The following is a 13,297-nucleotide window of genomic DNA, read 5'->3' as shown; positions in this document are numbered from 1 at the left end:
CCATGCTCAGCTCGCTTTCGGGACGCTTCCTGATCCTCACCGTCGTCTTCGTGATGATCGCGGAGGTGCTGATCTTCGTGCCCTCGGTGGCGCGCTTCCGCGAGGACTACCTGCTCGCCCGGCTGGAGCGGGCGCAGATCGCATCGCTCGCACTGCTGGCCGACGACATGATCGACCCGGAGCTCGAGGTCGAGCGGCTGGAGAATGCCGGGGTGCTGAACGTGGTCCTGCGCCGCGACGAGGCGCGGCAGCTCGCGCTTTCCTCTCCGGTCCCGGCGCCGGTCGCGGCCACCTACGATCTGCGCGATCCCTCGCCCCTCGTGCTGATCCGCGACGCGCTGGCGCGGCTCGCGGACCCGGAGGAACGCGTCATCCGGGTGATCGGCGCGCCGCTGCGCGAGGCGGGGCAACTGATCGAGGTGACCATGCTCACCGCGCCGCTTCGCGCGGCGATGATCGACTACGGCCTGCGCATCCTCCTGCTCTCGGCGGTGATCTCGTTCGTCACCGCCGGGCTGCTGTTCCTCGCCGTCCGCGCGATCCTCGTGAAGCCGATCGAGCGTCTCGTGGGGCACATGCGCCGCTACGCGGCGGCACCGGAGGACGCCAACCGCATCATCCGTCCCGGCAACGGCGTGCGCGAGCTGCGCGAGGCCGAGGACGCGCTCGCACGGATGCAGACGGAGCTGACCCACGCACTGCGCCAGAAGGCCCGCCTGGCGCGGCTCGGCGAGGCGGTGGCCAAGATCAGCCACGACCTGCGCAACATCCTGACCTCCGCACAGCTTTTCACCGACCGCATCGGGGGCAGCGAGGATCCGATGGTGCGCCGCATGGCACCGAAGCTGGTGAATTCGATCCGCCGCGCGGTGGCCCTTACCGAAAGCGTCCTTGCCTTCGGGCGGGCCGAGGAGCCGCCGCCCGCGCTGACCCGCGTGCCGCTGGCCGAGGTCGTCTCGGACGTGATCGACAGCGAGCGCCTCGCGGTGGAGGACAGCCAGGAGGTCAGTTTCTCGGAGGACATCCCGGCCACGCTCGCCGTGCGCGCAGATCCCGAGCAGCTTCACCGCACGCTCGCGAACCTCGTGCGCAACGCGCGTCAGGCGATCACGGGGACCGGACGTTCCGGAGAGATCTGCGTCTCGGCGCGGGAAGAGGACGATTGCTGGATCATTTCGGTCACCGACACCGGCCCCGGCCTGCCGCCCAAGGCGCAGGAGCACCTCTTCAGCCCCTTCCAGGGCGGCGCGCGGAAGGGCGGATCGGGCCTCGGCCTCGCGATCGCGGCGGAACTGATGCGCGGACATGGCGGAACGCTGGAACTGACGCGCACAGGACCGGAGGGCACCCGGTTCACCATCCGGCTGCCCACCGGCGATTGGGGCTGAACGGGATTTTCCGCTTGCACCCCCGGGCACCTCCCGTTATCCCCGCCACCCGTGCACCGGTAGCTCAGCTGGATAGAGTACCTGACTACGAATCAGGGGGTCGGGGGTTCGAATCCTCCCCGGTGCGCCATTAGCCTTTGCCTGCATGTTGTGCCGATGGTGTTGGCCCGCAGTCTCGGCGCCCTCCTGCGAGTCCCCCAGCAAATGGTGACGGCCAGCGGCTTATGGCGGCGGCTCGGCATGCTGCTGTCGGGCACTCCCCAGTCGGGGCCGACCGGCCGCGACAGGCTTGTGGCGAAGCCCGTCGTTCGCCGCGCCGACATGCCGAACAGCGTCTTCGTCGTCAGGCGGGTCCGGATCGCGGTGTCGCCTTGTCGCGGCGGACGGCCTCGCCTGCCGATCGGTGGCGGCATCCGGACGATGTCCGGATCGAACCGGTTCGTCAGGGACGCACGCCGCGTCAGCGCGTTCACCATTCTAATTGGACTACTGTCGCATCGACGGCTCACGCCCGGCCGGCCAGTTCTGGTCTCGTGGCCCTGCGGAATGGATCTGCTCAGCCAGCCCGGCTGACATATGCAGTCACAGGATGAAGCCCAGTCCGCCGCTGAATGACAAATCCGCCACAGCGGCATGGCGGCGTTGTCGAAGTCCGCCTGCCGGGATGGGCAACGGGCGAAGTCGAGGTCAAGGCGACACGGCCTCCGTCATGCCCCCAGGCACTGCCGGTTCCACCGACGGAGCTCAGAAGATTCCAGAAAGCTTGGGCAACTACGGAAAATTTGGTAGCGGAGGAGGGACTTGAACCCCCGACACGCGGATTATGATTCCGCTGCTCTAACCGACTGAGCTACTCCGCCACGGCGACGTGGTGACTAGGCGAGCGGGCGGGGGGCGTCAAGTGAAAACGAGGACGCAGGCGCGGGTTCCACGCGCCGCGCAACCGCGCTAAAGGGCGGGCATGCGCTGGACACTGCCCAACATACTGACCGTGTTCCGGCTCGTCGCGGCGCCGGGGTTGGCTGCGCTCTACCTGCTGTTGCCGCATCCGCTGGCGGACTGGGCAGCGCTCGTGCTTTTCCTCGGCGCCGCCGCGACCGATTGGGTGGACGGGCGGCTGGCCCGCGCCTGGGGGCAGGTCTCCCGCATGGGCGCCATGCTCGATCCCATCGCGGACAAGGCGATGGTCGCGGTGGCGCTTCTGGTGCTCGTGACCTTCTCGTCCTACTCCGCCTGGATCGTGCTGCCCGCGGCGCTCATCCTTTTCCGCGAGGTCTTCGTCTCGGGCCTGCGGGAGTATCTCGGCCCGGCGGTGGGCAGTCTGCAGGTCACCCGGCTGGCGAAGTGGAAGACGACGTTGCAGATGGTGGCCGTGGCCGTGCTGTTCGCCCACGGGATCTTCGAGCATCACGTCGGCATGATCGCCATGGGGATGGATCGGACCCTGGTGGAGGATATATTGGATGGGCGCGAGCAGGATCTGCACGGCCTGCGCGCCCTCCTCGCCGGCGCACTCTGGACCGGACAGGGGGGCGTCGCGCTGCTGTGGCTGTCGGCGGTGCTGACGCTCTGGACCGGCTGGGAGTATTTCCGCAAGGCCGTGCCGTATCTGAAGGACTGAACCGCCATGGATGTTCTCTATTTCGCCTGGGTCCGCGAGCGCATCGGGCTGCCGCGAGAGACCCTGCAGACCGAGGCCGCGACGGTGGCCGACCTTGTAGACGAGGTGCGCGCGCGCGAAGAGCGTTACGCCGCCGCCTTCGCCGACACCTCGGCGCTGCGTGTCGCCGTGGACCAGGAACTCGCCGATTTCGACGCGCCGCTCGCCGGCGTCCGCGAGGTCGCGTTCTTCCCGCCGATGACCGGGGGCTGAACGCCATGCGCGTGATCGTGCAGGACGGCCCCTTCGATTTCGGCGCAGAGGCCGGCGCCTTCTCCGGCGCGCAGCACGGGCAGGGCGCGGTCGTCACCTTCGCCGGGATCGTCCGCGACACGGAGGCGGGCGACCTGAAGGCGATGGAGATCGAGCATTACCCCGGCATGACGGAGAAGGCGCTCGCGACGATCGCGGAAGAGGCGCTGGCCCGCTGGAGCCTCGGGGACGTTCTCGTGATCCACCGTCACGGCCGGCTCGCGCCGGGCGAGACGATCATGATGGTGGCCACCGCCGCGCCGCACCGGGCGGACGCCTTCGCGGCGGCGGAATTCCTGATGGATTACCTGAAATCGCGCGCGCCCTTCTGGAAGCGCGAGATCACCGCGCGAGGCGCGGACTGGGTCGCGGCGCGGGAGGAGGACGAGGCCGCGCTCTCGCGCTGGTGAGGCGCGCGCGCCCGGCCTTGGATCAGCCCGCTTCCATCCGCTCGAGCCGGTTGCGCAGCTCCTCGGCCTCGTGCCGCGCATCCCGCAGGCCGTCCATGGCGGCGCGCAGTTCCGCCTCTGTCTGCGAAAGCTGGTTGGTGAGCTCGGCCTCGCGCTGCTGAAGATAGGTGATCGCCTGATCGCGCGTTTCCTCGGCGGCGTGCAGTTCCTGCGCCATGCGCTCCAGCTCGCCCATGTCGGCGCGGGAGACCCGCGTGAAGCGGTGCACCAGCCAATGCGCGAACCAGCCCACCGCGAAGGCGACGAACAGGATGATCGCGGTGACGATCACGAATTCCGTGCGGGTCATTGGCTTTCTCCGGCCGCGGGCTCTGCATCGGCGTCTTGCCGGTCGTCGTCCGCGGCAAGGCGCTCCAGCACGGCCTCTACCTCGGATACGGGGTCGGCGGGAAGCAGGCTGAACTCGATTCGCCGGTTGGTCTCCCGGCCCGCCTCGGTTCCGTTGTCGGCGATCGGGTCGCTCTCGCCGTAGCCGCGGGGCACGAAGGACGACGTCAGAACCCGGCGGTCGCGAAGCTCGGCCAGGACCGCCTCGGCGCGCTGCTGGCTCAGATCGAGGTTCATGGACTCGCGCCCCTGGCTGTCGGTGTGGCCCGCGATCTCCAGCGGCAAGGGGCCGCAGTCCCGCAGCACTTCGGCGATGTCGTCGAGGATGAGCCGCGCCGCGGAGTCGAGCGTGGCCGAGCCCGGCTCGAAGTTGATCTTCCGGCCCTCGGTGATCTCGTCGATCATCGCCACGCATTCCGCCGGGGTCGGCAGCGCCGCCTCGGGATCGAGCGCTTCGCGGTAGGCCACCTCGATGGAGAATTCCGACGACGCCCCCAGCTTCTCGGAAAGAAGGGAGGCGATCTCGGCGCTGGCCTCGGCCTTTCCGGTCTCGCCGCGGACGCGGATCGAATCGGGGCGGATCGTCACCGCGCCGTTGGCGAGCCGGGCGAGCGCCTCGAGCCCGGCCAGCACCCGCACCTGCCATTCGGCGGGCAGGCTGTCGTCCACCACCGCGGCGGTGTAGACGGCCGCGCTGCCGAACCCCGCGCGCGCGAAACTGTCGGCGATCGTGCGATTCGTCTCGCTCGAAATGCGCCCGCGCAGCTGCACCGAGCCTTCCGGGCTCAGCGTGGCGATGAATTCGCGCGGGCCGGTGTCGGTCTCGTCGGGAACCTCGGGCAGAACCGCGTCGAGCGCGAAGATGTCGGGCAGATCGGCGCCCAGCTCACCGGACACGCGCTCGAAGAGGGCGGGATCCGTGCCCTCCGCCGCGACGAGCGCCACGTCGGCATCGGTGATCGTCACCGAGCCGCCGTCCAGTTCGGCGAGCGCGGCAATGGCGCGCTCCGCCGCCTCGGGCCAGGCGCTGGAGGGCACGCCAAGCCCGATGCGGCAGTCCCCCTTTCCGTCCATGCCGGCGGCGGCGGCGGCGGCCAGGATCCGCGCGCGCCCCTCCTCGGTCGAGGCGGAGCAGGCATCGAAGCGCGCGCCGCCCTCGTGGAGGACGAAGCGCAGCGTGAAGGGGCTGATCACCGGCCGCGGCGCCGAGATGTCGAGCGCGAGGCGCAGCGTATCGGGGACCTGGCGGGCGAACTCGGCCTCGAGGCTGCGTTTCTCGGCCGCACTGTCGCTCATCGCGGTGATGGCCACGGCGCCCGCCTCTATCGAGATCTTCGCGCGGGGAAGACGCTTGAGCGTGGACAGGCCGAAGTCGAGCGCGTCGTCCCAGCCCTCGGGCGTGGGGTAGTCGGCCACCTCCATCAGATCCGAGACGCTGCCCCCCGCCACGCTCCCTTCCAGCCGCGCCACCATGCCCTCGCGATCCGTCGCCGCCGGCACCAGGCCGATCACCGAGACGCCGTCCTCGTTGCGCAGGATCTCGATGGAAAAGCGCGGGGGCGCCGGCCGCGAGGCTTCGGCCACGTTCACGTTGTCTATCACCCGCGCCGCGTCCACCACGCGTCCGGCGGTGGACAGCGCCCGGAACCGCTCCGCCTCGTTCGGGGCGGTGCCGATCAGGTAAAGCTGAAGGCCGTTGGCATCCACCTCCGCCCAGTGCAGCCCGGCGCGCGTGAGCTCGGTGCGCACCCCCTCTTCCGAGCCCTTCTCGATGATATCCACCGAAAACACCGCGGCGAGCGCCGCCAGCAGGCCGGCGACGGTGAAGGCGAGAACGGGAAGGGCGAGGGGTTTAAGTCGCATCGAGCCTGTGCCGGGTGGCTTCGGACCGCACGGTGATACGCGCTGCCGGGGGCGGATTCAATCAGGCCAGAAGCGCGGCGGCGAAAAACAGCACAGGCAGCAGCCCGGCATCGCGGTTCGAGCGGAAAAGCGCCAGCAGCCGGTCGTTGTCGCCCAGGTCGAGCCGGCGAAGCTGCCACGCCATGTGCCAGCCCATCGCCCACGGCCCGCCGATCGCGATCACGAGGGCGAGGATCTCGCCCGAGGGCGCGGCGCCCAGGATCGCGAGCCCCATGAGGACGACGCTCGCCACAAGGAAGCGGCGCAGCCAGCGCGGCGTTTCGCCGCCGAAAAGCCGCGCGGTGGACTTCACGCCGATGAGCGCGTCGTCCTCCTTGTCCTGGTGGGCGTAGATCGTGTCGTAGAAAAGTGTCCAGGCCATGCCCGATGCGTAAAGCGCCAGCGCCGGCCACTGGAGCGCCCCGGTGTGCGCCGTCCAGGCCAGCAGCGCGCCCCAGTTGAACGCGAAGCCGAGGAAGATCTGCGGCCACCAGGTGAAGCGCTTGGCGAACGGGTAGATCGCCACCGGCAGCAGCGCGAGAATGCCCAGCGCGATCGCTGCGGGCGGAAAGGTGGCGAGGATCAGGAAGGCGAGGATGGCCTGCGCGCACATCCACGCCACGGCCTGGCCCAGCGTGACCTGGCCCGACGGGATCGGCCGGAGCGCGGTGCGCGCCACGCTGCCGTCGATGTCGCGGTCGGTGATGTCGTTCCAGGTGCAGCCCGCCCCCCGCATGAGCCAGGCGCCGATGCCGCAGCCCGCGAAGATCCACAGATCCTGCCAGCGCGCCTGGCCGGTGGACAGCATCGCCAGCGTCAGCCCCCACCAGCACGGCAGCAGCAGCAGCCAGGTGCCGATCGGGCGGTCGGCGCGCGACAGGCGCAGGTAGGGCCGCGCCGCGGGCGGCGCGAGGCGGTCCACCCAGTTGCCCGTCACCGCGTCGGCGACGGGGCCGGTCTCGGCGCGCTCTGGCGTCTCGCCGTTGGCAGGCATAGAAGGGCCTCATGGCATCCGTTGTCCGGCTCTATGTAGAGCACCCGCTGGGGGCGGGGCAAACCGTTCCTCTGGAACGCGCCCAGGCGCATTACCTCTTCAATGTCATGCGGCTGGGCGAGGGGGCGGAGCTTCGGATCTTCAACGGGCGCGACGGCGAATGGGCGGCGCGCGTGACCGGGGCGGCCAAGCGGGGCGGCACACTGCAATGCACCGGGCAGACCGCGCAGCAGCGCGACCCGCCCGATCTCTGGCTGCTTTTCGCGCCGATCAAGAAGGCGCGCACCGACTTCATCGTCGAGAAGGCCGCCGAGATGGGCGCGGCGCGGATCCTGCCCGTCCAGACCGACCACACCAATGCCGAGCGGCTGCGCCGAGACCGCCTTCAGGCCCATGCCGTGGAGGCGGCGGAACAGTGCGGCGGCACCTTCGTGCCCGAGGTTGCGGACCTCGCACCACTGTCGCAGATCCTTCGGGGCTGGCCGGAGGGCCGGCGCCTTCTCGTCTGCGACGAAGCGCGCGCGGGAGAGGGGGAGAGCCTCGACGCGTTTCTCGGCAGGCGCGCGGTCGAGGCGCCCGACCCCTGGGCCGTGCTGGTGGGCCCCGAAGGCGGCTTCTCGGAGGCCGAGCGCGCCCGTCTCGCCGGGCTGCCCTTCGCGGTGACGGTGAGCCTCGGGCCGCGGATCCTGCGCGCCGACACCGCGGCCGTGGCCGCGCTCACCCTCTGGCAGATCGCGCTGGGGGACTGGCGGTGATCCGGCCGGAGGTCGCCGACGCGCTGGGGCGGTGGCGGGAGGCGCTTGCCGGCGCGGCGCTGGCGGCGCTCGGTCTCTGGGCGGCGCTCGCGGGCCTGGGCCTCCTCGCCTGGCTGGGGTGGATGGCCGTCGCGACGGGGCTCGCGCTCCTCTTCGCGGGCATCCAGCGCGGGCGGTTCCGGCGGCCCGGCGGCGGGCCGGGCGTGGTGGAGGTCGTCGAGGGCCGGATCGCCTATTTCGGGCCCGTCTCGGGCGGCGTGGTGGCCCTTTCCGAGCTCTCCCAGCTGCGCCTCGACCCTTCGGAAGATCCGCCGTCCTGGGTGCTCGTGCAGCCCGGCCAGCCGCCGCTGTCGATCCCGGTGACGGCGGCGGGGGCGGATGCGCTCTTCGACGCCTTCGCCGCCCTTCCGGGGATCCGGACCGGCCACCTCGTCGACGCGCTGCGCGGGGGCGGCGCCGCGCATCCCGTGGTCGTCTGGGAGCATCCCGCGGCCGCGGACGGGCGGCCCCGGCTGCATTGACACCCGCGCCGTTCCGGCCCATCCCTGTCGCCCACCGATCCAGCCTAGACCACCGGAGCAAAGCGCAATGTCCATCCCCCAGTCCGGCGGCGGGCCGATCGAGCACCAGGACCAGCTTGCGCAATACCTCGAGGCCGGCTGCAAGCCGCCCGAGGCGTGGCGCATCGGCACCGAGCACGAGAAGTTCGGCTATGTCCGCGAGACGCTGGCGCCATTGCCCTACGAGGGCGCACGCTCCGTGCGCGCGGTGCTGGAGGGGCTGCGCGACCGACACGGCTGGCGCCCCGTCGAGGAAGGCGGCAACCTCATCGGGCTCGAGAAGGACGGCGCGAACGTCTCGCTGGAGCCCGGAGGCCAGCTCGAGCTTTCCGGCGCCCCGCTCGAGAACATCCACCAGACCTGCGACGAGGTGAACGCCCATCTCGCCGACGTGAAGGACATCGCCGACGCGCTCGGCGTGGGCTTCATCGGGCTCGGCGCCGCGCCGGTCTGGCGCCACGAGGACATGCCGATGATGCCCAAGGGGCGCTACCGGCTGATGACCGACTACATGGACCGGGTCGGCACGATGGGAAAGTCGATGATGTACCGCACCTGCACGGTGCAGGTGAACCTCGACTTCGCCTCCGAGGCCGACATGGTGCAGAAGCTTCGCGTGGCGCTGGCGCTCCAGCCCGTCGCCACGGCGCTCTTCGCCAACTCCCCCTTCTTCGAGAACCGTCCCACAGGCTACAAGTCCTGGCGGAGCCGGGTCTGGCGCGACCTCGACGACGCGCGCACCGGCATGCTGCCCTTCGTCTTCGAGGACGGTTTCGGCTTCGAGCGCTGGGTCGACTACGCGCTCGACGTGCCGATGTACTTCGTCTACCGCGACGGGCGCTACATCGACGCGCTCGGCCAGTCCTTCCGCGACTTCCTGAAGGGCCGGCTGCCCGCGCTGCCGGGCGAAACGCCGACGCTGTCGGACTGGGCCGACCACCTTACCACGATCTTCCCCGAGGCGCGGATCAAGAAATACATCGAGATGCGCGGGGCCGATGGCGGGCCCTGGCGGCGGCTCTGCGCGCTGCCGGCGCTCTGGGTGGGGCTGACCTACGACCAGGGCGCGCTCGACGCGGCCTGGGATCTCGTGAAGGGCTGGAGCGCGGCGGAGCGCGAGGCGCTTCGCATCGCCGCGGCCGATCAGGGCCTGAAGGCGCGGGTGGGCGACCTTTACATGCACGATCTCGCGCGCGAGGTGCTGGACATCGCGGAGGCCGGGCTGCGCGCCCGGGCGCGCGAGGGCGCGGGCGGGCTGCTGCCGGACGAGACGCATTTCCTCAACGCGCTGAGAGAGAGCGTGGAGAGCGGGAAGATCCCGGCCGACGAGCTTCTGGAGCGTTACCACGGCGACTGGCAGGGCGATCTCAGCCACATCTACGCCGAATACTCCTACTGAAGGGCAGGATGCCCGCGCCGGCGGGGCCGCGCTACCAGTAAGCAGGATCGTCGAAAGCGGGCACGCAGCGCGCGCGGCCCTTCAGCGGATCGAGGGGCCGGGTCGTGAGGTTTTGCGCCAGCCACCCCTCGGGCTGCTGCAGCGGGTGCGGCGGCGCTGCCGTGTCCTCTCCGATCGGGGCGAATCCGACCTTGCCGTAATAGGCCGGGTCGCCGTAGGTGATCGCCACGTCGGCCCCCCGGTCCCGCATCGCGGCCAGGCCATGGTTCAGAAGCGCCTGCCCGATCCCCTGGCCCTGCCGGGTGGTTTCCACCGCGACGGGCGCCAGAAGGAAGACGATGCGCGCGTCCTCGTCATAGGCGAGCCGCGAGAAGATGATGGCCCCGGCCAGCACACCACCCTCCCGCGCCGTGAAGACGGCGAGGTCTTCGTCCTTCGTCGTCTCCAGGAGGTTCTTCACGAGCGTCCCGATGAGCCGTCCTTCCTCGGCGCCCTCGGAGGCGCCGAAGGTTGACTCGAAAAGGGCGATGATCTCCTCCGCCCGGTCCCTGCTGTCGGCGGAAAATTCCATGCCCCTCTCCTTCGCGCCTGTCGGCTTTCGTTAGCGCGGCCCTTCAGGCCCGGCCCTGCGCGATCGCCACGAAGCGGTCGATGTCCGCGTCCGTGATCGACCAGTCGCAGACCATCCGCGCGGTGAGGGGCTCGTCGGGGTCCGCGCCGTCGAGCGATCCCTCCCAGAGGTAATACTGCGCGCCGGCCTCGTGCAGACGAAGATGGGTGGCCCGCGGCATCTCCGCGAAGAGCATGTTGGCCGCGGGCTCACAGAGGAAGCGCACGCCGGGCACCGCGCGCAGCCCGGCGGCGAGGCGTGCGCAGGCGGCGTTGGCGCGCCGCGCGCTCTCGAGCCAGAGATCGCCCTCGAGATAGGCCGCCATCTGCGCCGAGAGGTAGCGGTGCTTGGAGAAGAGATGCGCCCCCCGCTTGCGGCGCAATTCGAATTCCCACGCCGTCGCCGGGTCGAAGAGGATCACCGCCTCGACGCCGAGGCAGCCGTTCTTGGTGGCCCCGAAGCTCACCGCGTCCACGCCGGCCTTCCAGGTCATCTCGGCGGGCGTGGCGTCGAGCGCCACCAGCGCGTTGGCGAAGCGCGCCCCGTCCATGTGCAGCGGCAGGCCGAAGCCCTTCGCCACCTCGCCGAGCGCCCGGATTTCCTCGAGCGTGTAGACGCCGCCGCGCTCGGTCGCCTGCGTGAGAGAGACCGGCCCGCGCTGCGGCCCGTGCACGCCGCGGCTTTCCTCGCGCTCGATCGCGCGGTGGAGCGTTTCGGGTGTCATCCGGTCGTCGTCGCCCACCAGCGTGAGCTTCGCGCCGCCGGAGTAGAATTCCGGCGCGTTGCACTCGTCCTCGTGGATGTGCGCGACCGGCGAGCAGAAAACGGTCTGCCACGGTGCGCCCAGCGTCGCGAGCGCAAGCGAATTCGCCGCGGTGCCCGTGGCCACGAGATAGATCGCGGCCTCCGGCGCCTCGAAGATGTCGCGCAGCCGCGCCGTGACCGCGGCCATGTCCGCATCGGCGCCATAGGGCATGGCATAGCCGGTGTTCACGCGCGACAGCCCCTCGATCACCTGAGGGTGGGCCGGGCCTGCGTTGTCGGAGGCGAGATGCATCAGACGGGCTCCTCGATGATGAAATCTTCCCAATCGTCCTCGTCCACCTCGAACTCGGGCACCGTCATGCCGTGCGCCGAGACGCCGGCGCGGTGGACGCTTTCGGGATCGCCCGAGATGAGCGGATGCCAGTGGTAGAGCGGGCGGCCCTCGTGCAGCAGCCTGTAGGCGCAGGTCTGCGGCAGCCAGTGCATGTGATCGTCGAGCGTGTCGGGCGTGAGAACGATGCAGTCGGGCACGAAGCGGTGACGGATCGGATACTGCGTGCAGCGGCAGCTTCCGTCGTCGAAGAGCCGGCAGGCCACGCGGGTCAGCCAGACCTCGCCCGTATCCGCGTCCTCGAGCTTGTTGAGGCAGCACTTGCCGCATCCGTCGCAAAGCGCCTCCCACTCGGCGCGGGTCATCCGGTCGAGGCGCTTTCGCTCCCAGAAACGGGGCGCGAGGCCCGAACGGTCGATCGGATCGTCGCTCATGGCGCCTCCAGCACGGCGCGGGCGCGCGCGACGTCCGTCTGCATCTGCGCGACGAGTGCCTCGACGCTTTCGAAGGCGGCCTCGGGGCGCAGGAACTCCACCAGGGCCACGGACATGTGCGTCCCGTAGAGATCGCCTGCGAAGTCGAGAAGATAGGTTTCGAGATTGGGCGTGTTGACGCCGAACTGCGGCCGCACGCCGAGGGACGCGGCCCCCATGTAGTGACCGGCATGGGGCCCCTCGGCCACGTCCACGAGTACCGCGTAGACCCCGAACCGGGGCGGGTGCAGCCCCTCGATGGACATGTTCGCGGTCGGATAGCCCAGAAGCCGCCCGCGCTGCTCTCCGCCCACCACGGGCCCTTCGATCCGGTGCCAGTGGCCGAGCAGTTTCGCCGCGTCGCGGGGCCGGCCCTCGGAAAGCGCCGCGCGGATGGCGGTGGAGGATACCCGCGTCGCGCCCTCGAGATGCATCGGCGCCACGGTGACGCCGAAGCCCATCTCGCTTCCGAAGCGCTGCAGCTCGGTCACGCTTCCCGCGCGCCCCTTGCCGAAACAGAAATCCTGCCCGACCACCACATGGGCGAGCGCAAGCCCGTCCCGGATGACCTCGCGGGCGAACGCCTCGGGCGAGAGCGCGGCGAGACTCGCGTTGAAATTGAGTTCGTAGAGGATCTCCACCCCCAGCTTCTCCAGGCGCGAGGCGCGCGCCTCCGGTCCGGTCAGGCGGAACGGGGGCGCGTCGGGGGCGAAATACTCCCGCGGATGCGGCTCGAAGGTCAGAACGCCCAGGGGCGCGCCATGGTCGGCCGCCCGCGCCCGCGTCAGGTCGAGCACGGAAAGGTGGCCGAGATGCACGCCATCGAAGTTCCCGATCGCCACGGCCGCGCCGCGATCCTCCGGGCTGGTGAACTGGTAGTCGCGCACGATCCGCATGCGCGCTCCCCTAGCGCCGGGCGGGGCCGGGCGCAAGCGCGCCCGCGGATCGCCTGCCGGTCAGTCGAACTTGCGCGAGGGCGCGAGCACCGTGGCCTCGCCGATGAGAACCTTCTTGCCGTCCACGCGGCAGCGGCAATCGAGCTGCACCCGCCGCTTGGCGTGGTCGATCGCGACCACCTCCACCTCGGCCTCCACCATGTCGCCGGGGCGCACGGGGGCGAGAAACTTGAGCGTCTGGCCCAGATACACCGTGCCGTGGCCTGGAAGCTGCTCGCCGATCACCGCCGAGATGAGCCCCGCGGTCAGCATCCCATGGGCGATGCGACCCTCGAAGATGGTGTCCTGCGCGTAGGCGTCGTCGAGGTGCACCGGGTTCCGGTCCGTCGAGACCTCGGCGAACATCTCGATGTCGGCGTCCGTCACCACCTTCCGCAGGTGACGGGTCATGCCCATCTCGATGTCCTCGATGCAGATCGTGCCGCGCGGCATGTTGTCCAACATCCGACCCTCCC

General features: G+C 70.4%; 16 protein-coding genes and 2 tRNA genes. 8 read left to right on the top strand and 10 right to left on the bottom strand.

All coding sequences use genetic code 11. The features are described from left to right. The first annotated feature begins 2 nt into the window (after positions 1-2). A complete protein-coding gene (locus AB6A65_RS06700) occupies positions 3-1,388 on the top strand; it encodes a sensor histidine kinase (RefSeq protein WP_371037584.1) in 1,386 nt (461 codons plus the stop codon). Positions 1,389-1,441: 53 nt separating this feature from the next. Beyond that, a tRNA-Arg gene (locus tag AB6A65_RS06695) sits at positions 1,442-1,518 on the top strand. Here the strand turns inward: AB6A65_RS06695 and AB6A65_RS06690 are convergent. Both AB6A65_RS06690 and AB6A65_RS06685 read right to left on the bottom strand, forming a co-directional pair. Continuing rightward, on the bottom strand, positions 1,481-1,801 hold the full coding sequence (locus tag AB6A65_RS06690; RefSeq protein WP_371037651.1) for a transposase: 321 nt from the start codon (positions 1,799-1,801) through the stop codon (positions 1,481-1,483). The two genes, AB6A65_RS06695 and AB6A65_RS06690, sit on opposite strands and share 38 nt — an antisense overlap. 370 nt (positions 1,802-2,171) lie before the next feature. Further along, positions 2,172-2,248, bottom strand: a tRNA-Met gene (locus AB6A65_RS06685). Between the two features lie 101 nt (positions 2,249-2,349). Between AB6A65_RS06685 and pgsA the strand changes: the two genes are divergently transcribed. The 3 genes from pgsA to AB6A65_RS06670 are packed head-to-tail and all read left to right on the top strand — an operon-like array spanning position 2,350 to position 3,710. Beyond that, the gene (gene pgsA, locus AB6A65_RS06680; RefSeq protein ID WP_371037583.1) at positions 2,350-3,009 is read left to right on the top strand and encodes a CDP-diacylglycerol--glycerol-3-phosphate 3-phosphatidyltransferase; all 660 of its coding nucleotides are present in this window, start codon (positions 2,350-2,352) and stop codon (positions 3,007-3,009) included. A 6-nt stretch (positions 3,010-3,015) separates the two neighbouring features. Beyond that, the gene (moaD, locus tag AB6A65_RS06675; RefSeq protein ID WP_371037582.1) at positions 3,016-3,261 is read left to right on the top strand and encodes a molybdopterin converting factor subunit 1; all 246 of its coding nucleotides are present in this window, start codon (positions 3,016-3,018) and stop codon (positions 3,259-3,261) included. Between the two features lie 5 nt (positions 3,262-3,266). Beyond that, positions 3,267-3,710, top strand: coding sequence for a molybdenum cofactor biosynthesis protein MoaE (locus AB6A65_RS06670; protein WP_371037581.1), 444 nt, complete (start codon positions 3,267-3,269; stop codon positions 3,708-3,710). 22 nt (positions 3,711-3,732) lie between these two features. Here the strand turns inward: AB6A65_RS06670 and AB6A65_RS06665 are convergent, their stop codons facing one another. From AB6A65_RS06665 to ubiA, 3 genes are all read right to left on the bottom strand, one after another. Then, positions 3,733-4,059, bottom strand: a complete 327-nt coding sequence (locus AB6A65_RS06665) for a hypothetical protein (protein ID WP_371037580.1) — start codon at positions 4,057-4,059, stop codon at positions 3,733-3,735. Next, positions 4,056-5,960: an OmpA family protein gene (locus AB6A65_RS06660; protein WP_371037579.1), complete on the bottom strand. Its 1,905-nt coding sequence runs from the start codon at positions 5,958-5,960 to the stop codon at positions 4,056-4,058. The genes AB6A65_RS06665 and AB6A65_RS06660 overlap by 4 nt, the downstream gene beginning before the upstream one ends. A 61-nt stretch (positions 5,961-6,021) precedes the next feature. Beyond that, positions 6,022-6,993: a 4-hydroxybenzoate octaprenyltransferase gene (ubiA, locus tag AB6A65_RS06655; protein ID WP_371037578.1), complete on the bottom strand. Its 972-nt coding sequence runs from the start codon at positions 6,991-6,993 to the stop codon at positions 6,022-6,024. An 11-nt stretch (positions 6,994-7,004) separates the two neighbouring features. On the opposite strand from ubiA, the gene AB6A65_RS06650 reads away from it, so the two are divergent. From AB6A65_RS06650 to AB6A65_RS06640, 3 genes are all read left to right on the top strand, one after another. Continuing rightward, complete coding sequence (locus AB6A65_RS06650) at positions 7,005-7,748, top strand: 16S rRNA (uracil(1498)-N(3))-methyltransferase (RefSeq protein WP_371037577.1); 744 nt, start codon at positions 7,005-7,007, stop codon at positions 7,746-7,748. Beyond that, positions 7,745-8,269 carry a hypothetical protein gene (locus AB6A65_RS06645; protein WP_371037576.1) on the top strand — a complete coding sequence of 175 codons (525 nt, stop codon included), beginning with the start codon at positions 7,745-7,747 and terminating at the stop codon, positions 8,267-8,269. Before AB6A65_RS06650 ends, AB6A65_RS06645 begins: the two co-directional genes overlap by 4 nt. Before the next feature lie 67 nt (positions 8,270-8,336). Further along, positions 8,337-9,707 (top strand): glutamate--cysteine ligase, encoded by a 1,371-nt coding sequence (locus AB6A65_RS06640; RefSeq protein ID WP_371037575.1) that lies wholly within the window; start codon positions 8,337-8,339, stop codon positions 9,705-9,707. Between the two features lie 31 nt (positions 9,708-9,738). Here the strand turns inward: AB6A65_RS06640 and AB6A65_RS06635 are convergent, their stop codons facing one another. From AB6A65_RS06635 to AB6A65_RS06615, 5 genes are read right to left on the bottom strand one after another with little or no spacing between them, the layout of a single operon-like run. Continuing rightward, the gene (locus AB6A65_RS06635; protein WP_371037574.1) at positions 9,739-10,278 is read right to left on the bottom strand and encodes a GNAT family N-acetyltransferase; all 540 of its coding nucleotides are present in this window, start codon (positions 10,276-10,278) and stop codon (positions 9,739-9,741) included. Between the two features lie 43 nt (positions 10,279-10,321). Continuing rightward, positions 10,322-11,374, bottom strand: a complete 1,053-nt coding sequence (locus tag AB6A65_RS06630) for a low specificity L-threonine aldolase (protein WP_371037573.1) — start codon at positions 11,372-11,374, stop codon at positions 10,322-10,324. After that, positions 11,374-11,847, bottom strand: coding sequence for a YcgN family cysteine cluster protein (locus tag AB6A65_RS06625; protein ID WP_371037572.1), 474 nt, complete (start codon positions 11,845-11,847; stop codon positions 11,374-11,376). The genes AB6A65_RS06630 and AB6A65_RS06625 overlap by 1 nt, the downstream gene beginning before the upstream one ends. Then, on the bottom strand, positions 11,844-12,782 hold the full coding sequence (locus AB6A65_RS06620) for a bifunctional riboflavin kinase/FAD synthetase (RefSeq protein ID WP_371037571.1): 939 nt from the start codon (positions 12,780-12,782) through the stop codon (positions 11,844-11,846). Before AB6A65_RS06620 ends, AB6A65_RS06625 begins: the two co-directional genes overlap by 4 nt. A 60-nt stretch (positions 12,783-12,842) precedes the next feature. Continuing rightward, positions 12,843-13,286, bottom strand: coding sequence for a MaoC family dehydratase (locus AB6A65_RS06615; protein ID WP_371037570.1), 444 nt, complete (start codon positions 13,284-13,286; stop codon positions 12,843-12,845). Positions 13,287-13,297: the final 11 nt, after the last annotated feature.

The organism is Rhodosalinus sp. FB01, assembly GCF_041365715.1.
GTDB lineage: Bacteria > Pseudomonadota > Alphaproteobacteria > Rhodobacterales > Rhodobacteraceae > Rhodosalinus.
Note: the sequence above shows the minus strand (reverse complement) of the source record. Positions and strands in the feature narration are given on the sequence as shown.

What these genes read in the sequence shown, in the direction of transcription:
- AB6A65_RS06615 (WP_371037570.1), bottom strand. Translation starts at nt 13,286, where the DNA reads ATGTTGGACAACATGCCGCGCGGCACGATCTGCATCGAGGACATCGAG.
- AB6A65_RS06620 (WP_371037571.1), bottom strand. Translation starts at nt 12,782, where the DNA reads ATGCGGATCGTGCGCGACTACCAGTTCACCAGCCCGGAGGATCGCGGC.
- pgsA (WP_371037583.1), top strand. Translation starts at nt 2,350, where the DNA reads ATGCGCTGGACACTGCCCAACATACTGACCGTGTTCCGGCTCGTCGCG.
- AB6A65_RS06630 (WP_371037573.1), bottom strand. Translation starts at nt 11,374, where the DNA reads ATGCATCTCGCCTCCGACAACGCAGGCCCGGCCCACCCTCAGGTGATC.
- AB6A65_RS06670 (WP_371037581.1), top strand. Translation starts at nt 3,267, where the DNA reads ATGCGCGTGATCGTGCAGGACGGCCCCTTCGATTTCGGCGCAGAGGCC.
- AB6A65_RS06690 (WP_371037651.1), bottom strand. Translation starts at nt 1,801, where the DNA reads ATGCCGCCACCGATCGGCAGGCGAGGCCGTCCGCCGCGACAAGGCGAC.
- AB6A65_RS06635 (WP_371037574.1), bottom strand. Translation starts at nt 10,278, where the DNA reads ATGGAATTTTCCGCCGACAGCAGGGACCGGGCGGAGGAGATCATCGCC.
- AB6A65_RS06640 (WP_371037575.1), top strand. Translation starts at nt 8,337, where the DNA reads ATGTCCATCCCCCAGTCCGGCGGCGGGCCGATCGAGCACCAGGACCAG.
- AB6A65_RS06660 (WP_371037579.1), bottom strand. Translation starts at nt 5,960, where the DNA reads ATGCGACTTAAACCCCTCGCCCTTCCCGTTCTCGCCTTCACCGTCGCC.
- moaD (WP_371037582.1), top strand. Translation starts at nt 3,016, where the DNA reads ATGGATGTTCTCTATTTCGCCTGGGTCCGCGAGCGCATCGGGCTGCCG.
- AB6A65_RS06665 (WP_371037580.1), bottom strand. Translation starts at nt 4,059, where the DNA reads ATGACCCGCACGGAATTCGTGATCGTCACCGCGATCATCCTGTTCGTC.
- AB6A65_RS06700 (WP_371037584.1), top strand. Translation starts at nt 3, where the DNA reads ATGCTCAGCTCGCTTTCGGGACGCTTCCTGATCCTCACCGTCGTCTTC.
- ubiA (WP_371037578.1), bottom strand. Translation starts at nt 6,993, where the DNA reads ATGCCTGCCAACGGCGAGACGCCAGAGCGCGCCGAGACCGGCCCCGTC.
- AB6A65_RS06625 (WP_371037572.1), bottom strand. Translation starts at nt 11,847, where the DNA reads ATGAGCGACGATCCGATCGACCGTTCGGGCCTCGCGCCCCGTTTCTGG.
- AB6A65_RS06650 (WP_371037577.1), top strand. Translation starts at nt 7,005, where the DNA reads ATGGCATCCGTTGTCCGGCTCTATGTAGAGCACCCGCTGGGGGCGGGG.